This window comes from Lentibacillus juripiscarius (genome assembly GCF_042685205.1).
In the GTDB taxonomy this organism is placed as follows: domain Bacteria; phylum Bacillota; class Bacilli; order Bacillales; family Amphibacillaceae; genus Lentibacillus; species Lentibacillus juripiscarius.
The window spans coordinates 38,071-61,532 of the sequence record NZ_JBHUNA010000030.1 but is presented as its reverse complement, the minus strand read 5'-3'; the positions used below and the strand labels follow the sequence as shown (position 1 = coordinate 61,532).

Annotated in this window: 28 protein-coding genes; 26 read left to right on the top strand and 2 right to left on the bottom strand. The window is 41.2% G+C overall.

Translation table 11 applies throughout. The annotated features are described in order from the left end of the window. Positions 1-40 precede the first annotated feature (40 nt). Positions 41-430: an FxsA family protein gene (locus tag ACFSUO_RS12885; protein WP_382394713.1), complete on the top strand. Its 390-nt coding sequence runs from the start codon at positions 41-43 to the stop codon at positions 428-430. Between the two features lies 1 nt (position 431). On the opposite strand, the gene ytvI is transcribed toward ACFSUO_RS12885, so the two are convergent. Continuing rightward, complete coding sequence (ytvI, locus tag ACFSUO_RS12880; RefSeq protein ID WP_382394711.1) at positions 432-1,541, bottom strand: sporulation integral membrane protein YtvI; 1,110 nt, start codon at positions 1,539-1,541, stop codon at positions 432-434. 292 nt (positions 1,542-1,833) lie between these two features. Between ytvI and citZ the strand changes: the two genes are divergently transcribed. The 21 genes from citZ (at position 1,834) to ACFSUO_RS12775 (ending at position 19,681) form a co-directional block, all read left to right on the top strand. Next, the gene (gene citZ / locus ACFSUO_RS12875; protein WP_382394709.1) at positions 1,834-2,949 is read left to right on the top strand and encodes a citrate synthase; all 1,116 of its coding nucleotides are present in this window, start codon (positions 1,834-1,836) and stop codon (positions 2,947-2,949) included. A 158-nt stretch (positions 2,950-3,107) separates the two neighbouring features. After that, positions 3,108-4,379, top strand: a complete 1,272-nt coding sequence (icd, locus tag ACFSUO_RS12870) for an NADP-dependent isocitrate dehydrogenase (RefSeq protein ID WP_382394707.1) — start codon at positions 3,108-3,110, stop codon at positions 4,377-4,379. Between the two features lie 95 nt (positions 4,380-4,474). Beyond that, positions 4,475-5,413, top strand: a complete 939-nt coding sequence (gene mdh, locus ACFSUO_RS12865) for a malate dehydrogenase (protein WP_382394705.1) — start codon at positions 4,475-4,477, stop codon at positions 5,411-5,413. Between the two features lie 220 nt (positions 5,414-5,633). Beyond that, positions 5,634-6,110 carry a MaoC family dehydratase gene (locus ACFSUO_RS12860; RefSeq protein ID WP_382394703.1) on the top strand — a complete coding sequence of 159 codons (477 nt, stop codon included), beginning with the start codon at positions 5,634-5,636 and terminating at the stop codon, positions 6,108-6,110. A gap of 149 nt (positions 6,111-6,259) precedes the next feature. Beyond that, positions 6,260-6,952, top strand: coding sequence for a response regulator (locus ACFSUO_RS12855; protein ID WP_382394701.1), 693 nt, complete (start codon positions 6,260-6,262; stop codon positions 6,950-6,952). Beyond that, the gene (gene pnpS, locus ACFSUO_RS12850) at positions 6,952-8,340 is read left to right on the top strand and encodes a two-component system histidine kinase PnpS (RefSeq protein ID WP_382394699.1); all 1,389 of its coding nucleotides are present in this window, start codon (positions 6,952-6,954) and stop codon (positions 8,338-8,340) included. The genes ACFSUO_RS12855 and pnpS overlap by 1 nt, the downstream gene beginning before the upstream one ends. A 315-nt stretch (positions 8,341-8,655) precedes the next feature. After that, entirely contained in the window at positions 8,656-8,781 is a 126-nt protein-coding gene (locus tag ACFSUO_RS12845) for a hypothetical protein (RefSeq protein ID WP_382394697.1), read from the top strand. Between the two features lie 70 nt (positions 8,782-8,851). Further along, positions 8,852-11,494, top strand: a complete 2,643-nt coding sequence (gene polA, locus ACFSUO_RS12840; RefSeq protein ID WP_382394695.1) for a DNA polymerase I — start codon at positions 8,852-8,854, stop codon at positions 11,492-11,494. A 12-nt stretch (positions 11,495-11,506) separates the two neighbouring features. Then, positions 11,507-12,337 (top strand): DNA-formamidopyrimidine glycosylase, encoded by an 831-nt coding sequence (gene mutM / locus ACFSUO_RS12835; protein ID WP_382394693.1) that lies wholly within the window; start codon positions 11,507-11,509, stop codon positions 12,335-12,337. Between the two features lie 9 nt (positions 12,338-12,346). Further along, complete coding sequence (coaE, locus tag ACFSUO_RS12830; RefSeq protein ID WP_382394691.1) at positions 12,347-12,946, top strand: dephospho-CoA kinase; 600 nt, start codon at positions 12,347-12,349, stop codon at positions 12,944-12,946. A 127-nt stretch (positions 12,947-13,073) separates the two neighbouring features. Beyond that, complete coding sequence (locus tag ACFSUO_RS12825; RefSeq protein WP_382394689.1) at positions 13,074-14,108, top strand: glyceraldehyde-3-phosphate dehydrogenase; 1,035 nt, start codon at positions 13,074-13,076, stop codon at positions 14,106-14,108. Between the two features lie 763 nt (positions 14,109-14,871). Then, the gene (locus ACFSUO_RS12820; protein WP_382394687.1) at positions 14,872-15,054 is read left to right on the top strand and encodes a hypothetical protein; all 183 of its coding nucleotides are present in this window, start codon (positions 14,872-14,874) and stop codon (positions 15,052-15,054) included. Beyond that, positions 15,048-15,899 (top strand): DUF4209 domain-containing protein, encoded by an 852-nt coding sequence (locus ACFSUO_RS12815; protein WP_382394683.1) that lies wholly within the window; start codon positions 15,048-15,050, stop codon positions 15,897-15,899. The genes ACFSUO_RS12820 and ACFSUO_RS12815 overlap by 7 nt, the downstream gene beginning before the upstream one ends. Positions 15,900-16,120: 221 nt before the next feature. Next, positions 16,121-16,621: a rhomboid family intramembrane serine protease gene (locus ACFSUO_RS12810; protein ID WP_382394681.1), complete on the top strand. Its 501-nt coding sequence runs from the start codon at positions 16,121-16,123 to the stop codon at positions 16,619-16,621. A 104-nt stretch (positions 16,622-16,725) separates the two neighbouring features. Next, complete coding sequence (locus ACFSUO_RS12805) at positions 16,726-17,007, top strand: hypothetical protein (RefSeq protein WP_382394679.1); 282 nt, start codon at positions 16,726-16,728, stop codon at positions 17,005-17,007. A 102-nt stretch (positions 17,008-17,109) separates the two neighbouring features. Continuing rightward, positions 17,110-17,358, top strand: a complete 249-nt coding sequence (locus tag ACFSUO_RS12800; RefSeq protein ID WP_382394677.1) for a DUF3923 family protein — start codon at positions 17,110-17,112, stop codon at positions 17,356-17,358. 214 nt (positions 17,359-17,572) lie between these two features. Continuing rightward, entirely contained in the window at positions 17,573-17,797 is a 225-nt protein-coding gene (locus ACFSUO_RS12795) for a hypothetical protein (protein ID WP_382394675.1), read from the top strand. An 81-nt stretch (positions 17,798-17,878) separates the two neighbouring features. Beyond that, positions 17,879-18,070 (top strand): helix-turn-helix transcriptional regulator, encoded by a 192-nt coding sequence (locus ACFSUO_RS12790; protein ID WP_382394673.1) that lies wholly within the window; start codon positions 17,879-17,881, stop codon positions 18,068-18,070. 171 nt (positions 18,071-18,241) lie between these two features. After that, on the top strand, positions 18,242-19,084 hold the full coding sequence (locus ACFSUO_RS12785) for a tyrosine-type recombinase/integrase (RefSeq protein ID WP_382394671.1): 843 nt from the start codon (positions 18,242-18,244) through the stop codon (positions 19,082-19,084). 107 nt (positions 19,085-19,191) lie between these two features. Then, positions 19,192-19,362 carry a hypothetical protein gene (locus ACFSUO_RS12780; RefSeq protein ID WP_382394669.1) on the top strand — a complete coding sequence of 57 codons (171 nt, stop codon included), beginning with the start codon at positions 19,192-19,194 and terminating at the stop codon, positions 19,360-19,362. Beyond that, positions 19,352-19,681 carry a type II toxin-antitoxin system PemK/MazF family toxin gene (locus ACFSUO_RS12775; RefSeq protein ID WP_229671892.1) on the top strand — a complete coding sequence of 110 codons (330 nt, stop codon included), beginning with the start codon at positions 19,352-19,354 and terminating at the stop codon, positions 19,679-19,681. Before ACFSUO_RS12780 ends, ACFSUO_RS12775 begins: the two co-directional genes overlap by 11 nt. A 55-nt stretch (positions 19,682-19,736) precedes the next feature. On the opposite strand, the gene ACFSUO_RS12770 is transcribed toward ACFSUO_RS12775, so the two are convergent. Further along, positions 19,737-20,162, bottom strand: a complete 426-nt coding sequence (locus ACFSUO_RS12770; RefSeq protein WP_382394666.1) for a DUF3888 domain-containing protein — start codon at positions 20,160-20,162, stop codon at positions 19,737-19,739. Between the two features lie 138 nt (positions 20,163-20,300). Here ACFSUO_RS12770 and ACFSUO_RS12765 point away from each other — a divergent pair, with 138 nt between their 5' ends. From ACFSUO_RS12765 to ACFSUO_RS12750, 4 genes are all read left to right on the top strand, one after another. Then, positions 20,301-20,489 carry a hypothetical protein gene (locus tag ACFSUO_RS12765; RefSeq protein ID WP_382394664.1) on the top strand — a complete coding sequence of 63 codons (189 nt, stop codon included), beginning with the start codon at positions 20,301-20,303 and terminating at the stop codon, positions 20,487-20,489. Between the two features lie 668 nt (positions 20,490-21,157). Next, entirely contained in the window at positions 21,158-21,565 is a 408-nt protein-coding gene (locus ACFSUO_RS12760; RefSeq protein WP_382394662.1) for a cytosolic protein, read from the top strand. Between the two features lie 15 nt (positions 21,566-21,580). Then, positions 21,581-22,051, top strand: coding sequence for a transcriptional regulator NrdR (gene nrdR, locus ACFSUO_RS12755; protein WP_382394660.1), 471 nt, complete (start codon positions 21,581-21,583; stop codon positions 22,049-22,051). 46 nt (positions 22,052-22,097) lie between these two features. Next, a complete protein-coding gene (locus ACFSUO_RS12750; RefSeq protein WP_382394658.1) occupies positions 22,098-23,462 on the top strand; it encodes a replication initiation and membrane attachment family protein in 1,365 nt (454 codons plus the stop codon).

Genomic DNA, 23,462 nt, shown 5'->3' with positions numbered 1-23,462 from the left:
CTTGCTTTCATTAGAGCCGGGGAAAACTAAGGGTGATAATGTGCGTTGGCTATTACTAGCTTTATTGATTGTACCCGCAATGGAAATAGGTGTCTTTATCTGGGCAGGGAACATTATTGGTCCCTGGTGGGTTGTTGCACTAATCATTCTAACCGGGATTGTTGGTGTTTCCCTTGCGAAAAGACAAGGGATGGAGGCTTGGCAAAGGGCACAGCTGTCCATGAATCACGGACAGCCCCCGGCCGATGCAATAATAGATGGGATTTGTATTTTTATCGGGGGTGTATTTTTATTCTCTCCCGGTTTCATAACGGATGCGGTTGGTTTTGCACTTGTGCTCCCGTATACAAGGGGGCCTTTCAAACGAATGTTGCAGCAATTGTTGCGGCACTGGATGGATAACGGGAAAATTATATATCGGAGATGGTAGTCTAGGCCCCTTTGATAAATTGGCCAATCCAGTGGAATGCGCCTGCCTGATAAAGGCTTTTGCCGGCGATAGCAATAAATGGTCCCGCCAGCAGTCCGCCTGCTCCCCACAGCTGAAAGCCGGCAAACAGGGCTGTCAGTGAGGCAAGCGGGCTTAAACCTATCTGGTCCGATAATAGTTTTGGTTCAAGCAATTGCCGCTGAACAATTACAATTGCGTACAGGATGGCAAGAGTTGTCGTCATGGAATAACTGCCTGTCAGAAATGAATAGGCAATCCATGGAATGAAAATAGCACCTGTTCCTATGACAGGCAATATATCCAGAATAGCGGCGAACATAGATATAGTTAATGCATGGTTAATGCCGGCTGCTGCAAGCCCTATAAATATGGTCACCGCTGTTATGGTTATCAGTAGAAACTGTGCTTTAATAAAACCGCAAATAGCTGTTTTAAAATGGAACTGCAGCGTACGGCTGGCTGTTAAGACGTTTTCCGGCATCATTTTCTTCCATGTTTGGATGAGGGAAGGCCAGTCGCTTGTCATAAAGAAAGCAGCCATAATAATAAAAAGAAAAATGGCAGCATACCCTGGAAGCTGTGCCAGTGTGCCGGGTATTTGCATCAGAACGTTCTGCAGGACTGCCGTAGCGTTATTCGCCCATTGATTGATAAGGTGGTTTGCGTGTTCATGAATCCTTGTTTGCTGATCAGAGCTCAATGAATGAAAAAAAGAACTGAACTTTTCATATAATGGCAGCAGGTGCTTATCTAAAAGATTTCTGAAAATGTGCATCAGCTGCTGGAAATAAGATGGGACATGCTCAGCCAAATATGCCGTCCCCTGGATTAGTTCTGAAACGACTAGGATGAGAAATCCCACAGCAATAACAATGGCGGTTAAAATAACGAAAAAAGCAGCCAGTCCGCGCGGCAGTCTGACCTTTTTTTGCATTAGTGCAACGAAAGGATTAAGAATTATGGATAGCAGCAAGGCAATCAAAAAAGGATATATGTATGGAAGTGTCTGTTGCAGCAGAAAATAACCAATAACAACGGTAATGAGAACGATGCAAGCTCGCAGTAATTGAAACAGCTTTTCTTTGTACAATGCCGCCCCTCCAGGTGAACATAAGACTTGTACTATTTTACATATGATAAAAAACGGGAAAATAGACATGAACCAGCATATTTACGTAACAAAAGCGAATGTTTCCGTGAGAAAGTTTCCTTTGCAAGGAAAAAGATTGCCGGTTTTCATCGGTTTCAATTCACATTAACCGTCTAATACTTTATAATTGGGCATGGGGATGGCAATGTTATTGTAAAAATATTGTCAAATGTAATAACCATTTATTTTAACCTGATGAACGAACAATTCATAGAAAAGGAGAGGGTTTGATATGACATCAGCAAAAGGGTTGGAAGGAATTGTCGCAACACAGTCTTCAATCAGTTCCATTATTGATGATCAGCTCACATATGTCGGTTATACGATTGATGATCTGGCGGAGAACTCAAGTTTTGAAGAGGTCGTTTTTCTATTGTGGAATTTACGATTGCCAACTAAATCAGAGCTTGATCAATTCAAAACTGATCTGGCATCTAATATGGAACTTCCAGAAGCAATTATTGATCATTTGCGTTCGTATGATTTGTCAACGGTACATCCAATGGCTGCCCTCCGTTCCGCAGTATCGATTCTTGGCTTATATGATGATGAAGCCGATGTGATGGAAGAAGCGGCTAATAAGCGGAAAGCGGTCCGCCTGCAGGCTAAAATCGCAACGATCGTCACTGCTTTTGCCCGCATCCGTCAAGGGAAAGACCCTGTCAAGCCGAAGAAGGATCTGGGTTTTGCAGCAAACTTCCTTTTTATGCTAAACGGGGAAGAGCCGAAAGATATTGAAGAAGAAGCAATCAACAAGGCCTTGGTGCTTCATGCCGATCATGAGCTGAATGCATCCACATTTACTGCACGTGTCTGTGTTGCCACCCTGTCTGATATTTATTCAGGCGTGACCGCAGCTATTGGTGCATTGAAAGGACCTCTGCATGGTGGTGCCAATGAGCGTGTCATGGAGATGCTTACAGAAATCGGCGAAGAAGAGAATGCGATCCCTTACATTAAGGAAAAGATGGCTAACAAAGAAAAAATTATGGGAATGGGGCACCGTGTATATGAACAGGGCGACCCACGCGCTAAATACTTGAAACAAATGTCGAAAGAATTGACAAAAATCACTGGCCAGCCAAAATGGTATAACATGTCCGTTAAAATTGAAGACTACATCAAAGAAGAAAAAGGACTACCGGCAAATGTTGACTTCTATTCTGCGTCCGTTTATCACAGTTTAGGCATTGATCATGACTTATTCACTCCAATCTTTGCAACAAGCCGTGTATCTGGATGGCTCGCTCATATCCTTGAGCAATATGACAATAACCGGCTGATTCGTCCACGTGCTGAATATGTTGGACCAGAAACACAACAATACGTGGCAATAGAGAATCGCTAAAGCTTTTGAGTGCAGTGCCGGGCTTACAGTTTAAAGCGAAAGCCCGGCCGGCTCAAGCTGCTATTCCGCAGCAGACAAAGCCATTAGTTATTACCATGATTCGCGACAGTATGATAAAATAGTAATGTATGCATGAACATGAATAGGAGGTAATCTTTATGACACAAGGTGAAAAAATCACTGTAAACAACGGTAAAATGAATGTACCAAACCATCCGATTGTTCCTTTCATTGAAGGTGACGGAACTGGACCGGATATTTGGGCTGCGGCACGCCGTGTAATTGAGGCTGCTGTTGAGAAAGCTTATAATGGCGAAAAACAGATTGAATGGACAGAAGTGTATGCGGGGCAAAAAGCATATGATAAAACTGGTGAATGGCTGCCGGATGACACACTTAAAACAATTGATGAATATAAAATAGCGATCAAAGGACCGCTCACAACTCCAATCGGCGGCGGCATCCGTTCATTGAACGTTGCGCTGCGCCAGGAACTGGACTTGTTCACTTGCTTGCGTCCTGTCCGCTATTTTAGTGGCGTGCCATCTCCTGTCAAGCATCCAGAAGATGTGGACATGGCCATTTTCCGTGAGAACACAGAAGATATTTATGCTGGAATCGAGTGGCAAAAAGGTTCCGATGAAGTGAATAAAGTAATCAGCTTCCTGCAGGATGAAATGGGAGTCAACAATATCCGTTTCCCTGAAACATCCGGAATCGGTGTCAAGCCTGTTTCTGAAGAAGGAACAAAGCGCCTGGTTCGGGCTGCAATTGAGTATGCACTGAATGAAGGCCGCCGAAATGTCACATTAGTACATAAGGGCAACATTATGAAGTTTACAGAAGGATCTTTTAAATCCTGGGGATATGAAGTTGCCGAACAAGAATATGGTGACAAAGTATTCACATGGGCTGAATACGATCGTATCGTTGAAAAAGAAGGTAAAGAAGCGGCCAACAAGGCAGAAGATGAAGCTGTTGCTGCCGGTAAACTGCTCGTAAAAGACGCTATTGCTGATATCTTCCTGCAGCAGATTCTGACTCGTCCAAAAGAATTTGATGTTGTCGCAACGATGAACCTGAATGGCGACTACATTTCCGATGCACTGGCAGCACAAGTTGGCGGAATAGGTATCGCGCCTGGGGCGAATATTAACTATGACACCGGTCATGCGATTTTCGAAGCAACACATGGCACAGCACCAAAATATGCCGGTATGGATAAAGTTAATCCATCTTCCGTTATCCTTTCCGCTGTACTAATGCTTGAGCATCTGGAATGGAGAGAAGCAGCCAACCTGATTACAAAAGCAATGGATAAAACAATTGCTTCCAAAGTAGTTACCTATGACTTTGCACGTATGATGGACGGTGCCACTGAAGTGAAAACAAGTGAATTCGGTGATGAACTGATCAAAAATATGGACTAAAAACTCTCGAGTATGCGATTAGCTGGGCGTGGCTACTATCATAGCCAGGTGCTGCTTCAGATTATAACTTTCTAATCAATGGAAGGGGATCGGACATGGCGATCAATCGCAAAAAAATATCTGTCATCGGTTCCGGTTTCACTGGTGCCACAACTGCTTTGATGATGGCACAGAAAGAACTGGGTGACGTCGTATTAGTGGATATTCCGGATATGGAAGACCCGACGAAAGGGAAAGCGCTGGACATGAAAGAAGCTAGCCCTGTTCAGGGATTTGACGCCAATATTACCGGAACAGCGAACTATGAAGACACGAAAGATTCCGACCTCGTTATCATTACAGCTGGTATTGCACGAAAACCAGGCATGAGCCGTGATGATCTGGTTAATACGAATGCTAAAATCATGAAGACTGTCACAAGGGATATTGTCAACTATTCACCGGACACAACCATTGTCGTATTGACCAATCCGGTTGATGCAATGACGTATACCGTGTTCAAAGAGTCCGGACTTCCGAAAGAACGTGTCATCGGCCAATCCGGTGTACTGGATACAGCGCGGTTCCGTACATTCGTCGCTGAAGAACTGAACCTGTCTGTTAAAGATATTACCGGGTTCGTTCTTGGTGGACATGGTGACGATATGGTTCCATTGATCCGCTATTCATATGCTGGCGGAATTCCACTCGAAAAACTGATTTCCAAAGACCGTCTTGATGAGATTGTTGAGCGTACCCGTAAAGGCGGCGGTGAAATCGTTGGACTGCTGGGTAACGGCAGTGCCTATTACGCACCAGCCGCTTCGCTGACAGTTATGGCGGAAGCAATCCTGAAAGATCAGCGCCGTGTCCTTCCATCTATCGCATACTTGGAAGGCGAGTATGGCTACAATAACATTTATCTAGGCGTGCCAACTGTCATTGGTGGAAATGGTCTGGAAGAAATCATTGAATTGGATTTGACTGATGACGAAAAAGCTGCACTGGATAAATCAGCCGACTCTGTTAAGAATGTGCTTCAAGTACTAGAATAGCCATAAAGCTTCTCACTGCCCATAAGAGGTAGTGGGAGGCTTTTTTTATTGATGAGCCTTTGACTTTGACAATTAGACCATTGTTTAGGTGTATGGAGCAGCCGAAATGTCCGCAGGCTCGGATAAGAATAATCTATACGAAAAAGCTTTCTGAGTTAAATGGAAACAATCATAATTTTTTGTTATAATGGAAAGCGCTTACAAAACGGGGGGTGATCAAGTGATTGGCAAAAAGAGAAAACTGGGTAAAAAGATTGACGATTTACAAATTGGCGATTCATATACCGCATCCCATATGATGGAGGATAAAGAACTATTACTATATTTGGGTCTGACGAACGATGCTAATCCGCTCTATATTCAGCATGATTACGCTTCTCAGACACCTTATAGGCGGCCGGTCGTTCCATCAGTCATGCTTTTCGGAATGGTCTCATCCATCGTATCGATGCATCTGCCTGGGCCTGGCAGCCACATTACTCAGCACGAGATGACATTTCCAAAACCGGTGTTTCACTATGCTGAAGTAACATTTACACTTGAGATTATTGCGATTGACCGGGAAAGTTATGAAGTAACTTTATCCGTTATTGGATTTGACCGTGAAGGGGAGGAAGTGCTGCGCGGCAAGCTGAATGTCTGCCCGGCCTATGAACCTGAGTCATTGACGGGATGGTCGCTGGAAAACTTCTTTTAGAGGTTAGCCGACCGGTATTCTGTTTCCCAATTGGTGCAACCGCCTATGCTGTTTTGTAAATTTATTTTTACATGGCAATCTGTTCACATTGATGCCTGTTCATTGTAAGATAAAGATAACATTGCACGTATGGGAATGGGGAGTGCCAAATGAAGAAACGGATTCTGATTGTTGATGATGAAACGTCTATTGCAACTTTGTTGACATTCAATCTGGAACAGGCGGGGTTTGAAACAGATGTCGCATATGATGGCAGAGAGGCAGTCGAAAAAGGGGAGAAAGGGAGTTATGATCTGATGATACTTGATCTGATGCTTCCTGAAATGGACGGGACGGATGTATGTAGGCATCTGCGGAGCAAACAGGTTGACACTCCAATTCTGATGCTGACAGCGAAAGATGAAGAGTCTGATAAGATTCTGGGACTTGATCTCGGCGCAGATGACTATTTGACCAAACCTTTCAGTGTGAAAGAAGTGATTGCGCGGGTGAAAGCAATATTAAGGCGGACCGAAAAAGCTGGATCCGCCACTGATATCTTTATTAAAATAGGCCGTCTTACTATTTATCCTGACCGGTATGAGGCAGAAATGGACGGAAAACTTCTGACATTCACCCGAAAAGAATTTGAGCTGTTATATTACCTTGCTTCCCATAAAGGAAAGGTACTTTCTCGTGACCAGCTTTTGAGTGCGGTATGGAATTATGACTTCGCTGGAGACACTCGAATTGTTGATGTTCACGTCAGCCATCTGCGGGAAAGGATTGAGCCGGATACGAGAAAACCGATTTATATTAAAACGATTAGAGGACTGGGCTACAAATTGGAGGAACCGACATAATGCGATTACGGCCATTATTTACCAAACCGCTGGCATCCTATCATGCCGGTGTTTTTATCCTGGTTGCAGTAACAGGAATTGTTATCAGCCAGCTGACGGAAGAGCATATTATTCTTGGCTCGATTTTAATAGTGGAATATCTTCTGCTGCTTGTTCTTATGCTTCATGTTTATGAGAAATATATGAGACCAATTAAGAAAGCTTCAAAGTCGGTGGATGAACTTGTGAAAGGAAATTACCGGACCCGGATACATCATACTTCAGGAGGGAGTATTGGTGAACTGAGCAGCAAACTGAATATGCTGGCCCGGAATCTCAGTGAGTTTCAAATGCAGGAACAGATGCAGGAAGAGCAGCTGTCTACCGTTATTGACAATACACAAAGCGGACTTGTTCTGATTGATGAAAAAGGATACATCCATCTGGTCAATCGGAAGTTTTTATCTATGTTTGGCGGTACACCGAAGGATTATCGAAGTTTTTTATATTATGACGTGATGGAAAATGAAACGATTCACGAAACCGTTCAGCAGACATTTTTGTATGAACAAAATATTAAACACTCGTTTACACAGACAATTGATCTGGATAAAAAGTATATTGAAATAATCGGTGCACCGATATTTAATGAACGAAACATGCTGAAAGGTGCTGTCCTGCTCCTTTATGACATTACCCATCTGAAGAAACTGGAACTAATGCGGAAAGATTTCGTCGCCAATGTGTCCCACGAACTGAAAACGCCGATCACTTCGATTACCGGATTTGCTGAGACACTTCTGAACGGGGCGTTGAATGATAAAGAGACATTGCATAGATTCCTGACCATCATCTATGATGAAAGCTACCGACTGCAGGGGCTGATTGAGGATCTCCTGACATTATCCAAACTGGAAAAAGACGATTTCAGGCTGACCAGGACAACGGTGCATATGGATCAGCTGACGGGAGAAATTCTTCCAGTTCTTCATCAGCGTGCCGGACAAAAAGGAATTAGCCTGTCAACGGACGTGAAGGAAGATATAGCATTGCAGGCTGATGGAGAACGGATAAAACAGGTGATCATCAATTTACTGACAAATGCAATCAGTTATACTCCGGAGAATGGTGAGGTGAAGCTGTCCGTAACCGATGAGGAGGATCATGTGCACATTACCGTGTCGGATAATGGTATCGGCATCCATCCGGAGTATGTTCCACGAATATTTGAGCGTTTTTACCGTGTGGATAAGGCCCGTAGCCGGAATACAGGTGGAACAGGGCTCGGACTGGCTATTGTTAAACACATAGTGGAAGTGCATAATGGAAACATATCTGTTGAGAGTGAACCGGGTAAAGGTTCCGTTTTTCATGTGCTTCTTCCCAAACACGATGAAACATCCCTGTAATGGGGGTGTTTTTGTTATACTGTTCCGTATAAATTGTGTTGTTGAACCCGCTGCCCGAATACACTTCGCTTTCACCACTCCGGGTACAACTGCGACATCTGCTTAAGCTCCCTCTGGTCGCTTTCACAGTGTCTCCTTTGCCGCGGGCGAGTGGCAAGCCTCCTCGGGCAGAGCCCTGTGGGGTCTTGCCTATCTCGCACTTCCCGCAGGAGTCTACGTGTATTCGGGCTGCTCAGGGGTATCTATACTATTTTAATTTCATTCAAAATAACGTCGGAAAGAAGTTAAATAATGGTTAAAAGGGGGCGTGCAGAATTGGATATGAGCGATGCTGGCATCATCATTATTATTGCTATCGCCTACTTGCCGGTCATTTACAATATGCAGAAACGCATTCGCAGTCTGGAAGATGAGGTAAGCAGACTAAAAGACCGGAGATAATTTTTTCATTCGTGAGCAGATGATGATAAACTATAGATAGTATTCAGATGCTGATCGGAGGAAAGTGTCCATGTCAAACAAACTTGTACTGATCGACGGAAATAGTGTTATTTATCGGGCATTTTTTGCACTGCCACTGTTAAATAATGATAAAGGCGTTTATACAAATGCTGTATATGGCTTTACAAATATGCTTCTTAAAATTCTGGAGGATGAACAGCCGACCCATTTACTTGTCGCTTTTGACGCCGGGAAAACAACGTTCCGACATGAAACATATAAGGAATATAAAGGCGGACGACAGAAAACGCCACCGGAATTATCGGAACAAATTCCGCTGCTGAAGGAAGTGTTGGATGCGTTTCAGATTTCGCATTATCAGCTCAACTTATATGAAGCGGACGATATCATTGGTACCCTTTCAAGAAAAGCACAGGAGAAAGAATGGGAAGTGACGGTCATTTCCGGTGACAAGGACTTGCTCCAGCTAGTTTCAGAGCATGTGACCGTCAATCTGACGAAAAAGGGAATCAGTGATATTGAACCGTATACCCCATCTTTTATGAAAGAAAAAATGGAAATCACTCCAGAGCAGATTATCGATCTGAAAGCACTCATGGGAGATAATTCGGATAATATTCCAGGTGTTCCAGGTGTTGGTGAGAAAACAGCGACAAAACTTCTGAAACAGTTTGAAAAAGTGGAGAATGTGTACGACCAGCTGGATGAGGTTAGTGGCAAAAAATTAAAAGAAAAGCTGCAGGATCATAAAGACGAAGCATTTATGAGCAAACAACTTGTCACGATCGACCGAAATTCACCGATTGAGATAACAATCGATGATATCGTTTATGCCGGCTACCCGTTAGCTGACGTCAGCGCCATTTTTAAAGACCTGGGATTCCAGTCGCTATTAAGCCGGATTGACAATGAGTCAGCGGATGATAGTGAACAGGAACAGGCTGAACTGAGTGATATTGCGTACATGACAGCTGATGAAGTGACGAAGGACATGCTCACTGATGAAACGGCACTAGTAGTGGAAATGCTTGATGAGAATTACCATTATGGAAAAATAGAGGGTATTGGGCTTGTTAATAAGTCGAAAACTTATTTTATCCCGGCAGAAACAGCTGTCAATTCAAAAGTTTTCCAGTCATGGGCCGAGGATAGCAGCAAATCGAAAATTGTTTTTGACGCGAAGCAAACGCTGGTAGCCTTACTGAACCGGGGTATTCACATCAAAGGCATAACGTTTGATATGCTTTTGACATCCTACTTGCTCAATCCAGCCGAAAACAATCATGATATCCCGGCAATTGCCCATCGTTTAGGGCAGACCGATATATTATACGATGAAGAGGTGTACGGAAAGGGCGCCAAAATGGCCGTGCCCGACCAAGCTGCATTGAGTGAACATATAGCCAGGAAAACCAGCCTCCTTTTCCGATTGAAAGAGGAAATGGAAGAGAAGCTGAAGGCGAATGAACAATATGAGCTGCTGAAAGAGCTGGAATTGCCGCTTGCCCTCATTCTTGGGGAAATGGAACATACCGGTGTGCTCGTGGATACGGAACGCCTCAAGGAAATGGATAAGGATTTGAAACAGCGTCTACACGATCTGGAAAGTGAAATCCATGAGTTGGCAGGTGAAACGTTCAATCTCAACTCACCGAAACAGCTTGGTCCGATTTTGTTTGAGAAACTGGAGCTCCCGGTGATTAAGAAAACGAAAACTGGCTATTCCACCGCTGCCGATGTGTTGGAACAGCTGCAGAATGAACACGAAATTATTCCGAAACTGCTCTTGTACAGGCAGCTCAGTAAACTCCAGTCAACGTATCTAGCCGGTCTGTTAAAAGTGGTGGATAAGGATACCCATAAAATTCATACGCGATTTAACCAAGCCTTGACCCAGACAGGTCGATTGAGCTCTATTGAGCCTAATTTGCAGAACATCCCAATCCGGCTGGAGGAAGGACGCAAGATTCGTCAGGCTTTTGTCCCGTCTAAGCCAGGCTGGATGATGTTTGCAGCTGATTATTCACAGATTGAACTGCGTGTTTTGGCACACATTGCGAACGATGAAAAGCTGACAGAGGCGTTTACCAATGAATTGGATGTTCATACCCGGACGGCGATGGATGTATTCCATGTTGACAAGGAAGATGTGACGGATGGCATGCGTCGACAGGCAAAAGCGGTAAACTTCGGAATTGTGTATGGTATTAGTGACTTTGGATTATCCCAGAGCCTTGGCATTACGCGCAAGGAAGCAAAACAGTTCATTGACCGTTATTTTGAAAGCTACCCGGATATCAAGGCTTACATGGATGACATTGTTCAGGAGGCCAAACATCAAGGGTATGTAACGACACTAATGAAGCGAAGACGCTATTTGCCGGAAATCACAAGCCGAAATTTCAACCGGCGCTCGTTTGCCGAACGAACAGCTATGAATACACCAATCCAGGGAAGTGCCGCCGATATTATCAAAAAAGCAATGATAGATCTGAGCGAAAAACTAAAAGATGAAAATATGCAGGCACAAATTCTTCTGCAGGTACATGACGAACTGATTCTTGAAGCACCTAAGGAAGAAATAGAGCAACTGAAAGAAATCGTGCCGGCCGTCATGGAAAATACTGTTGACCTGAATGTTCCATTAAAGGTCGAGTATGAATATGGCGACAGCTGGTTTGATGCGAAATAAGGGGAAGATGACATGCCAGAGCTGCCAGAAGTAGAAACGATCAAAGAAACACTGAAACGATTGGTGATCAACAAGACTATTACAGATGTATCTGTCTATTGGCCGAATATTGTTAAACGGCCGGATGATGCTGAACAATTCAAGCACCGGCTGGCAGGACAGACGATCAGAGACATAGGCAGGAAGGGAAAATTTCTGCTGTTTCAGCTTGATGATGCTGTGCTCGTCTCCCATTTGCGGATGGAGGGGAAATACAGTGTCCATCCATCCAACGAACCTGTCAAAAAGCATACCCATGTTATTCTGGCTTTTAGCGATGGGGAGGAACTTCGCTACAATGATGTGCGCAAGTTCGGTACGATGCATGTATTTGATAAGGGTGAGGAACTAGTCCATAAGCCGCTAAATCAATTGGGTCCGGATCCATTTGATGCAGCCTTTACAGCAGAATACCTCTATCAGCGGCTGAAGAAAACAGAACGATCGATCAAAACTGTGCTTTTGGATCAAACAGTGGTTGCGGGTCTTGGCAATATTTATGTCGATGAAACATTATTCAAAGCGAATGTTCATCCTTTACGCAAGGCTTCGAGGCTAAAAAAGAGAGAAGTAAAAGCTATTTGGGAGGCGGCCATTGCAACACTGCGGGAGGCGGTTGAGATGGGTGGGACCACCATCCGGTCGTATGTTAATTCGCAGGGGGATATGGGGATGTTCCAGCAGGAGCTGTTTGTTTATGGCCGGGAGAGTGAACCTTGCAAAATGTGCGGCAAACCAATTGTCAAAATGAAAATCGGCGGGCGCGGGACACACGTCTGTGTTGCGTGCCAGGAAATGAAATGAGGTTGTAAAATGACACTGGTACTTGGACTTACCGGAAGCATTGCCAGCGGAAAAAGTACTGTTTCCCTAATGTTTGATGATTTCAATATCCCTGTCATTGACGCGGACAAGATTTCCAGGGAAGTCGTAATGCCCGGGGAAAAAGCATATGAGCAAATTGTTGATGTATTCGGTGAAGGTATACTACGGGAAGATTGCTCCATCGACAGGAAAAAGTTAGGAGCTATCGTTTTTGACAACGAAGAAAAACGCGGCACATTAAATAGTATTGTCCACCCGGCTGTCAGAAAAAAAATGATTGCCAGAAGAGATGCTTACGTTACATCTGGAACGAAAAGTGTGGTGCTGGACATTCCACTCTTATTTGAAAGCAAACTGACACACCTGGTCGATAAAACAATTGTTGTTTACGTGGATGAGGAAGTACAGCTGGAACGCCTGATGGAGCGGGATGGATACACAGAAAAAGAGGCCCGTCAGCGGATGAATGCACAAATTCCTGTGAAAGAAAAGGCTGCTCTTGCTGATGCTGTCATTGACAACAATGGGAGTAAACAGGAATCGTTCCGGCAGCTGGAATCCTTCTTACATGACTGGGGGATCCGATAACCTTGCGAAAAGTCCGAAAATATTTTTTCGGGCTTTTTTTGCTGCAATAAGTCACAATTTTATTTTTAATATGTTATAATAATTGTAGAATAAGATTAAAAGAGTATAACATATTGGGGGACCGCATATGAATAAAACCCGGATTGCAATTAATGGATTTGGCCGTATCGGACGAATGGTTTTCCGCCAGGCGGTAACGGATCATGAATTAGAGGTTGTGGCAATAAACGCAAACTACCCTCCTGAGACATTGGCCCATTTAATCAAATATGATAGTGTTCATGGTATTTTTAACGGAGAAGTGAAAGCGCTACACAACAGTCTTGAGATAGATGGAAAAGAAATTGCCATAGTAAGTTCACGCGAACCAGAAAAACTTCCATGGAAAGACTATGCTATTGATATTGTGATAGAAGCAACAGGAAAATTCAAGACAAAAGAAGAGGCTGGACGGCATATTCAGGCTGGTGCACGAAAAGTAGTTATTACGGCACCGGGAAAACAAATCGATAAAACGATTGTTATGGGTGTCAATGAACATTCTTATTCGCCTGAAGAAGACCATGTTATTTCCAATGCATCGTGCACGACCAACTGTCTAGCTCCGGTAGTTAAGGTACTGGACGATAATCTCACCATTGTAAACGGTCTAATGACGACGGTGCACTCGTTCACAAATGATCAGAAGAACCTTGACAACCCACACAAAGACTTGCGCCGGGCCCGCGGATGTACGCAATCCATCATTCCGACGTCTACAGGAGCAGCGAAAGCACTCGGGGAAGTATTGCCGCATTTGAATGGGAAGCTACATGGTATGGCATTAAGGGTTCCGACACCAAACGTTTCGCTTGTAGATTTAGTTATTGATGTGGAAGAGGCCGTTTCAGCAGAGATGGTTAATGACATGTTCAGGAACGCGTCAGAAAATGGGCTGAACGGAATTATCAAATACAGTGATGAACCGCTTGTTTCCATTGATTACACAACGACCGAACATTCTGCTATTATTGATGGCTTGTCAACAATGGTTATGGACGATCATAAGATTAAAATACTGGCCTGGTATGATAATGAATGGGGCTATTCCAAGCGTGTGACAGACTTAGCCAAACATGCCGGAAGCCATATCCGCCAAGAACACATGGAAGTTACCCGCTGACAATCCAGCTGGTTTATATATCATGAAAAAGATTGACTGCTTTCATCAGAATGTGTGTCAGTCTTTTTTTATGGCTCTTTTCGTAAACTTTATTGTTTTATTAGTGAGGACTAATATAAACTGCAACGTAGTGAAAATATTTGAACATTTATGTAGGGGCGAGTATAAGTTATAATAAGAGTATAGTTATGGAGGTGCATGATAGTCTATTCCAGATAAAATTATCAAGGAAATTGACATGTTGAGTGAGGCAGAAAGACAAAAGGTACTCGATAAAATGAAAGAAAAATATATGTCTAGGGATGTCATTTTACTAAGCGGAATTATTCCTGGTGGGATAATGAAGAGGATGTGTCGTTGTTGCTCCAGTTACCATCCAACAGCCCAGAAATCAGTTTGGCGTTGTTTTGGAGTACTGGAACGAAGCCGAGTTGTTAAAACCATCTGTGGCACGCACTTCAAAAATTATTTCGGTGCGTGGATCTGAATTAAAACGTCATATAGGTGTATTACATAAGCATGATCCTGAACGAGTAATTCATATGTGCAGGAATTTATTTTAGCAGTGTGATTTCTCTGTCCCATTCCATTAAAGGGTGCGATAATCAGGTAAGTATGTTCCATAATAGGGCCATTATGTTGAAGACTTGAATTCGAGATATTTCAAAGTCATGCCCCTTTTGGCTAGATGATGAATGACATAGAATTTTCATATAGAGGTAATGATATGGAAAAAATTACTTATAATAGGGAGGGGTAATTTGTGAATAATAATTTAGATGATATTTTACAAAATATTGATAATAAGAGAGAAGGTTTAGCCGAGTTCGAAATAGCACAAAAAATAAAAAAAGAATTTAATGGTGATCAAAATAATGATGCTTATTTATCTGAATTAAGTGGCTTGAGCATGTTCACGAACTTTTCGTTCAATTTCAAATGGTAAAAGAAGCAGAAACAATCAGTAAAAAGTTAAGTGAAATTGGACCAAAAGTCAAAGAAAATTTATCCGAAATTTCTCATTCAATGGAATTATCGGATCAAGAGATAAATGATTTTGTTAATTCTTTCTTAAGTGAGGACATTTCTAGAGATATAGCTATGATTTCATTTAGGTTTGTTCCAAAGAGAGATCAAGTCACACAACAAGTATTAGAGTTATCTAAAAATGCTCCTCTACAATTTATGATGCCAAAAGCACTCTTGGGTGAAGATGGAAGAACAGTTGCTGAAATAGGGAATTTAGAAGAAGATTTAGAAGGTAATGTAATTCACCAAATTTCACAAAATCTAAGTATTCAATCATTCTTCTTAAATCAAATACTCGATAAAATGAAAGTTCATCATAATTTAGATGCTGATACTTTATTAGAGATTTTGATGCAATCTCCTTTGTTTGATGAAGAAAAAAAGCAGATATTACAAAATGGCTTAGAAATGTACTTTAAAGAAAATTTTATTGCAGCTATTCATATATTAATCCCACAAATTGAAAATGCTTTTAGAAGAATGATCTATCTATCAGGAGGTGCAACTTTAAAACCTTCAAATAACCACGGGGGGTATAGGGTGAAGCTTTTTGGAGCACTTCTTAGTGATCCTATTATTGAACAGGTTTTTAGTGAAAATCATAAATTATATTTTAGAATTTTATTTAGTGATCAAAGGGGTTTAAATTTACGTAATAATATAAGTCATGGTTTGAGTAGTAGTAATACATTTAATAAAGCACATGTCAATTTATTAATACATGTTCTCTTTACTTTGTCTCTAGTCAGAGAGGTTGAATAGAGATTATGTAGTAAGCTTAATTAAAATTACCTTGAATTCAAATGTTCCGCAACGGGCGCGATTCTCTAATAAGAATTAGTGTCCAATGTTGAAGAAAAGAGCCATTTTGTTGTAGAAAGAGCATTGAACTACGAAAGCAGTTAAGTCTAAAAAAGGGGCGGATACAATTTATTCCTGATGTTTATACAATACTCATTGTTCTCTACGTTTCAGTTTTTATATTGGATAAACTGGTGTTTAAAGATACTCTTTTGCAATGGGCTGGCGGGAAAAGTTTTAATAATATGCAGGGTAAAGAATGGTATCGACTGCTTACAGGATCATTTTTCCATCAAAACATATTGCACCTATTAGGTAATGCCTATGGTATATATTTTGTTGGTGTTATTCTCGAGAATAAGATTGGGAGTTGGAACTTCCTTGCCATTTATTTAATCGGAAATATAGCCGCTTATATCGTTTACGCTATATTCTCAAATTACACAGAAGGCACTGGAGCGTCGCCAGGAATTTATGCACTCATTGCTTGTATAATTATCTTACATCTATATAATAAAGAATTTCTTAATTTACAATTTGGTAATTGGCCCGTGAATTACACATTTGCTTATTTATTATTAGGCAACTTTTATGGGATGGGCGCATTTATCGTACATATACTTGGTTTTAGCTTTGGTACAATTATTACGTTAATATTTTTATTTTTAAATGTAGTGATTTAGCATAATGATTTATTAATCCAGTTCCAGAATCGGGCGCTTTCCTTGAATAAAAACATCCTTCAGGATCGAGCCATTTAACGGTAAAATTGAAAGGTGATGTAGGCTTGACAGGTGATAATGCTGCAAAGCAAAAACGCCCCTGGTATTTAAGAAAAATTTGGGTGTATGTAATGATTCTATTGCTTTTCCCTATAGGTGCGATTAACGTTTTAGTGCATCGAAATTACTGGCAGCGTGAAGAACGAAGAGAATATATAGGTATACTGGTTATTCTCGGCTACTTATGGATACTGAACTTTTTACCCGATCGTTTTTCGTGGCCGGGTATTTCTATAGGATTAGTAGTCCTTTTAGTTATTGGTGCATTGCAGTTGGTAAGAAATTGATGCTTATATTTAGCATACAATCGGGCGCGAGAATTGCATAAGACTTGTGCCAATTTTGCTCCAGATGGCTTTTATCTTATTAGTTTTAAAGGGGTGTGTTTGGTGAAATTCGCTTGGATTGCTTGGTGGATTGTAAATACATTTTGGTTGGCCTTATTTGCAGCAGGATCGATTTTTTTAGCAAAAAGAGACATAGATGCGGCTGGTGCCATTCAAACTCCGGAGATCATTATGTTAAATATTTTGGTTTTAGCATTACCTTTTTTAATCCCTTTGCTCATTCAAATTGGTTGGTTAGTTGCAATGCTTGTTATAAAAAACAAAAGAAAGCAAAACGAACAGTACTCTTAAGCAATACCAGCTAATATCAAAATGGCTGTTCAGGAAACGGGCGCAAGAACTGAATAGAGCTTTGCGCCCATTTTTACTTTTCAAGGGACAAATTGTTGTTTGAAATAAGTGGAAGCCTCCTTTTCAAAATGTAAGAAGAATTTGACATTTTTGTCGCAAGTGATACAATGATGATTGTAAAATACTTTTGACATTTTTGATGAGGAGAAAAAATATGGATTGGATATTTTTAGCTTTGTTTTTCGGCATCTTAGGGATTAGTGCAATCTTGATTATCGCTACTCTTGTATCCTTACCACGATTGGGTGATGAGAGAAAAAATCTTATTAAAATGAAAGCCCAGTCCTACACGTTTGCAATTGTTATCGGATACGCTTTAGTTGAAATGGCTAGAAAAACTTATATAGTTTTCTGGGGTGATGTTCTTATGAAGGGATAAATCCGTTTACCTTTCTTGTAACAACTTCAATCGTATATTTAATCTCATTACTGTTTTTTAAAAAGAAATTCGGTGGTTAGAATGAAAAACCATATTAAAAAATTAAGAGGAACAGCTAAAATATCTCAAGAAGAACTGGCCAAACGCTGTAAGGTATCCAGACAAACAATAAATGCGATTGAAAACGATAAATATGACCCTACTTTACAATTAGCATTTAACATTGCCAATGTACTGGACACAACAGTAGATGAGTTATTTGTCAATAAATAAAAAGATCAGCAATCGGGCGCTTATCCCGAATAAAAATAAGCGCCCTACCCGGTTTTTCGTAATTACTCTATGATTTATTTTGTTATACATTTCGATTGTTGAATAAATGTTGTGTAAAAAGACTATACTAGAATCAAATTAATTGATTCATAGTATGGGAGCGTGAAATACATGTTGCTGTCGGAAGCATGGGGAAAGTACCAGTCTGATAAAAAAATTGAGGGTTATTCTCCTCTTACTTTGAAGATGTATGCCTTTCAGTGTGACCTTTTAAAGCGTTATTTCGGAAATATCAGAATGTGTGATATTACAACAGAAAATTTAAAACAATACCTGGGCGAAGCTGGAGGACATTTAAAACCATCCAGTTTGGGGCATCGAGTAAGATTTGTTAAGTCGTTGTTTAAATGGACACATGAGGAAGGTTTTATCTTAAAAAATCCGGCTGCCAAATTAAAAGAGCCTAAGTTAGGTAAGCGAATTCCAAAGTTCCTTTCCGAACATGAAATTGAACATCTCCGGGAGGGATGTCATACACCGATGGAGAATGCTTTGTTTGAATTTTTTTATTCAACTGGCTGCAGGATTGGAGAAGTTGCGAAGTTAAATCGAGATGATATTAATTTCACTGAAAACTCGGTGATTGTACATGGAAAAGGTGACAAAGAAAGGGAAGTTTATTTTAATATACGCTGTGCGATTTGGCTAAAAAGGTATTTAGACGAACGTGTCGATGATGAACACTGTTTATTTGTCACAGAACGTAAACCTATACGACGCATGAGTGTAGACACATTGAGATACATTGTTAAACGTATATCCAATCGTGCAGGAATCAAAAAAACGATTCACCCCCATCAATTACGTCACAGTTACGCTACACACATGGTAGACAATGGAGCCCCTCTTGAAGTAATCCAAAGCCTTCTTGGTCATGAAAAGAGTGAAACAACAAGAATTTACGCTCATCTTAGTGGAAAATTGAGGCATGATCTTTATAGCAAGTATTTTTGATATACATTTACATTACTTTGGAGAAAATTAAAAATCCCTTATTTGAACATTTATGTTGATGCAAATATAAGATATAATAAGATCATACCTTAATGGAGGTGAATGATATGTCTATGCCAGAGAAAATCATTCAGGAAATTGACATGTTGAGTGAGCATGACAGACAAAAAGTACTCAAAAAGATTAAGGAAAGGTATATGGCTAGGGACGTTATTTTGCTAGGTGAAAGTTACTCCTGGTGGGATAATGAGGAGGATGATATATATAATGAGCGGTAAAATGAAACAGGGTGATGTTTGGTTGGCAGATGTCCTTTTTAAAGGGACCCGTCAAACTAAACAGCGCCCTGTTATTATTGTTGGAAATGAACTGGCGTTAGATGTGGATGTCATTATTGCACCGGTTACCAGTCACAAACCAAGAAATCAATTTGATGTTGTTTTGGAATATTGGAAAGAAGCTGGGTTGTTAAAACCATCCGTAGCACGTACTTCAAAGATCACTTCTGTTCACGGTTCCGAATTAAAACGTCATATTGGTGAATTACATAACCATGATCTTGAACAAGTACTAAACATGTGTAAAAAATTATTTTAATAATGCAGTAATTGTTTTAATTCTGCAAACGGAGCCATATTGTTGAAGAATGACTTTATTTAACAATGTGTTGCCAATTTGATGGGAGTTCTTCGGTTTTTATGTGGTTAGATTTTGTGAGTTCCACTTTTGAACCGTTAATTTTAAAAGTCATTTTGTCCGCTCCAACTGAAATATGCGGACCAACTACAGGAATAACCTTAAGTGTTATTGAGAACCTAAAACCTCGGAAATGATTTCTTTCCGTATTCTTAACATAAACCATGTAAGGGTAAACAACTGGACTTTCATTAAGTATAGATGCGTATGTTTTATTTATCCTTTTTTGTATACGAGGAAGGAGCATAGAAATAACCATATCATGGTACAGTAGTGCCTGTGACGGTTCATCAGTATTTATATCTTTTGCCAAAGAATCAAAGGGTTGTATGGTCATTGAAATTCCAAGTGTTAAACAAATGGCAATAATGGTTTTTTTCATTTCGTCGTTCGTTCCTTTCACATGTTTTAAATTTAGGATTTCCCTCTCAGAAAAGTTTATGTGTGGAAGAATAATACTTCCGGAAACGGGCGCGCATAAGAAGAAGCCTCTGCCTTGCGAATATAGGTGGTGAAAAGTGTGAATGGTAAAGCCTTTGCTTTATTATTGATTGTTCTTGGAATTAACACTTTAAGGTATGGAACTTACCTTTTAGAAGGATCTACGAGTATATATAATTGGATACTTTTTGCTTTGAATTTGCTATCTTTGACCATAATCGTCATTTTAAAAACTAAAACAAAAGCAATTGATTCAAAGGATAATTAAGTCAAGCCAAGTTATCCGTTATCGGGCGCAATTCTATAATAAGTTTTATAAGCAGACTCTCAGTTGATTGGAGTGGAAGGCGGCGACTCCAGCGGGAATAGCATGAGCTGAAGACCCCGCAACGAAGCGTAGCGAAGTGAGGAGGCTGACGCCATGCCCGCGGGAAGCGTCCGCCTGAAACGGAAATTAACGGGTTGTGGACAAGAACAACTGAAAGACAGCACAATTAACCGCTGGTCCATATATCGAAGAGGTTGCTAGACACATCGATGAAAGATTTGATGAAGTAAAAGATATTTTTCAAAGCCCATTTAAACGCATACTAATAAAAACAATAAGGAGCGATTATGCTCCTTTTTCCTTCGTTCTCCAAATAACCTCCTTAATAGATTTCTCCAATTAACGAAAGAATTATAATTACAAAGTACGACCAACTGTTCATTATTGTATAACTTCGGAAATTGTTCAGCAGGGTTTTACTCTTTGGAGTGGCGCAAAAAGCAACAGTCATTTAGAAAACAGTTCTTTTTTGATGAACGCCACCTGGAAACGCATTTCATTAATTTTATTTACTTCAGTGGTGAAAATCGTGTTACAATATAGAAACATAGTCTATGATTAAATTAGCCATTAAAAGATATATACTCATAACAGAGCGGGTGAGGAAAGTGCCGTTACGTCAAACAATCGCCAGGTATTTCAGTGATCATGCGGAAACAAATGATTCACATACGGATCCCTTGCTTCAGACACACTATTACAAAATAACTGCTGATAAAGGAGTAACTATTCTGGAAAGTCTATTTCGGAATGATCCGTTGTATGATATTCATGCTTCCTCCAGCGATCGCGGTGAAATTAGCGCAACGATTACTGAACGTAAAAAGGCATTTATTGTAGCAACTGTGACTATGGTCAAGCCGCTTCAGACAGCCATCGACTTTTCGGTTACAACCGAGTCATTCCTACGATTTGATCTCGGCTTCAGCCATAAAGTGATTCAGCGGTTATACGCCCATACGGATAAAGAACTGCCGCTTGTAAAAAACATAGAGCAACAGCCTGCTCACAGATGATTGGAGTAAAACAACATGCGATGCTCAAATTGCCAGAATAAAAGTACAAAAGTGTTGGATTCACGACCGATTGAGGAAGGGCGTTCCATCCGACGGCGCAGGGAGTGTGAACAGTGCGGTTTCCGGTTCACGACGTTTGAGCGGATTGAAGAAGTTCCGCTGATTGTCGTTAAAAAAGATGGCACCAGACAGGAGTACAGTCGCGAAAAATTGATACGCGGACTCATCAAAGCATGTGAAAAACGACCGGTCCCGCTGGAATCCATTGAAGAGGTTGCACTTGAAGTTGAAAAAGCCTTGCGTAACGAAGGTGTATCGGAAGTGGAAAGCAATCAAATAGGTGAAATGGTGATGGAACAGCTGTCAACAATTGATGAGGTGGCATATGTTCGCTTTGCTTCTGTTTACAGGCAGTTTAAGGATATCTCTGTGTTTTTGGATGAGTTAAAAGATTTGATAAAGACGGATAAAGAACAAAACGATTAAGTTATAAAGAAATATTTGTTTACAATAGGGAAAGGGTTTGTGCACCATGCGTGACATTGGGAAAATTTTACCGATTGACGGCTATCGAGTACTGCTGGAAAAAGATTTGCCGGCGGATTTTGCACATGCACTGACACATTTGTACCAGCCGCTCATCGGCATACAGGCAATTTCCTTGTACATGACACTACTGCATGAAATCGAGCTGCAGCAAGATTCGGCCGTACAGACACACCACACATTAATGAATTACATGGATTTGCCGCTCGATGATCTTTACCGGACCAGACGGAAATTGGAAGGCATCGGTTTATTAAAAACCTTCCAGGAGCAGGCGAATGAATACAACATTTATACGTATGAATTACACCCGCCTTTTGCCCCGTCACAGTTTTTTATGGATGAAATGCTTGCACAGCTCTTGTATCATCATATCGGAAAGGTGAAATTTGCAATGCTGAAGGATCATTTCGCCAAACCACATCGAGGCAATCAAGGTGTAAATATTACGGCTTCTTTTGGAGATGTTTTTCAAACCGTGTTGCCGGATGAAGGGACACTGGAGAAACCCGCGGCAGAATCTCGTAATTTGCATGAAAGAAAACCAGAACAGTCAACGGAACCTGATTTCAGTTGGATGGAACGGGTACTAAAGCAGCGAATGATCCCTGCAGAACAAGTGCTGACACAAGCCAACAGGCAGTTGATTGCACAGATGATGACACTGTATGATATGCCGGAATATGAGGTTGAAAAAGCCGTGCTATGGGCACTGACAGAGGAAAACGCACTAAATCAAAATGAATTTAAAGAAGCGTGTCATGACCTTTTCCAGAATAATCACCAGGCCGCTGTCAGGCTGACGGAAAAACAGCCGGACACAACGGAAGAAACAATAACGCACAACCCAACGACAAAAGAGGAACAGCTGATTGCAGAACTGGAAAGGATATCACCGAAGCAGCTGTTGGAAGACTTATCCAATGGCGGTCAGGCGTCCAGCCAGGATTTGAAGGTAATCCGGGAAGTGATGACAACGCAAGGCCTGCCTTCACCGGTCATGAATGTGCTGATTCACTATGTTTTGCTTCAGTCCAACATGAAGCTGTCCAAAGCCTATATGGAGACGATTGCAAGTCACTGGTCGCGTGCTAACCTGCAGACGGCAAGGGAAGCCATGCGCTTTGCCAAAAACGAAAAGGCACACTATCAACAGCGCAAAAACAAGAAAAAATCCAGCCAAAAAACGGCTTCAAAAGAAGTTGTCCCCGAGTGGTTCACGGAAAGAAAAAAGAAACAGCGTGACACTAATCCTGCTCCCAAACAGCAGCAAGGCATATCAGACGAAGAATGGCACGAAACGGAACAGCTGCTGAAAAAGTTCTCCGGGAAGAAGAATAGTCAATCGTAA

Excerpts from the sequence above, each read along its gene's own strand:
- polA (WP_382394695.1), top strand. The coding sequence starts at position 8,852 with ATGTCAAACAAACTTGTACTGATCGACGGAAATAGTGTTATTTATCGG.
- mdh (WP_382394705.1), top strand. The coding sequence starts at position 4,475 with ATGGCGATCAATCGCAAAAAAATATCTGTCATCGGTTCCGGTTTCACT.
- ACFSUO_RS12795 (WP_382394675.1), top strand. The coding sequence starts at position 17,573 with ATGGATTGGATATTTTTAGCTTTGTTTTTCGGCATCTTAGGGATTAGT.
- ACFSUO_RS12825 (WP_382394689.1), top strand. The coding sequence starts at position 13,074 with ATGAATAAAACCCGGATTGCAATTAATGGATTTGGCCGTATCGGACGA.
- ACFSUO_RS12770 (WP_382394666.1), bottom strand. The coding sequence starts at position 20,162 with ATGAAAAAAACCATTATTGCCATTTGTTTAACACTTGGAATTTCAATG.
- ACFSUO_RS12790 (WP_382394673.1), top strand. The coding sequence starts at position 17,879 with ATGAAAAACCATATTAAAAAATTAAGAGGAACAGCTAAAATATCTCAA.
- citZ (WP_382394709.1), top strand. The coding sequence starts at position 1,834 with ATGACATCAGCAAAAGGGTTGGAAGGAATTGTCGCAACACAGTCTTCA.
- ACFSUO_RS12815 (WP_382394683.1), top strand. The coding sequence starts at position 15,048 with ATGGTAAAAGAAGCAGAAACAATCAGTAAAAAGTTAAGTGAAATTGGA.
- ACFSUO_RS12750 (WP_382394658.1), top strand. The coding sequence starts at position 22,098 with ATGCGTGACATTGGGAAAATTTTACCGATTGACGGCTATCGAGTACTG.
- icd (WP_382394707.1), top strand. The coding sequence starts at position 3,108 with ATGACACAAGGTGAAAAAATCACTGTAAACAACGGTAAAATGAATGTA.
- ACFSUO_RS12785 (WP_382394671.1), top strand. The coding sequence starts at position 18,242 with ATGTTGCTGTCGGAAGCATGGGGAAAGTACCAGTCTGATAAAAAAATT.
- ACFSUO_RS12775 (WP_229671892.1), top strand. The coding sequence starts at position 19,352 with ATGAGCGGTAAAATGAAACAGGGTGATGTTTGGTTGGCAGATGTCCTT.
- coaE (WP_382394691.1), top strand. The coding sequence starts at position 12,347 with ATGACACTGGTACTTGGACTTACCGGAAGCATTGCCAGCGGAAAAAGT.
- ACFSUO_RS12780 (WP_382394669.1), top strand. The coding sequence starts at position 19,192 with ATGTCTATGCCAGAGAAAATCATTCAGGAAATTGACATGTTGAGTGAG.
- pnpS (WP_382394699.1), top strand. The coding sequence starts at position 6,952 with ATGCGATTACGGCCATTATTTACCAAACCGCTGGCATCCTATCATGCC.
- nrdR (WP_382394660.1), top strand. The coding sequence starts at position 21,581 with ATGCGATGCTCAAATTGCCAGAATAAAAGTACAAAAGTGTTGGATTCA.
- ACFSUO_RS12855 (WP_382394701.1), top strand. The coding sequence starts at position 6,260 with ATGAAGAAACGGATTCTGATTGTTGATGATGAAACGTCTATTGCAACT.
- mutM (WP_382394693.1), top strand. The coding sequence starts at position 11,507 with ATGCCAGAGCTGCCAGAAGTAGAAACGATCAAAGAAACACTGAAACGA.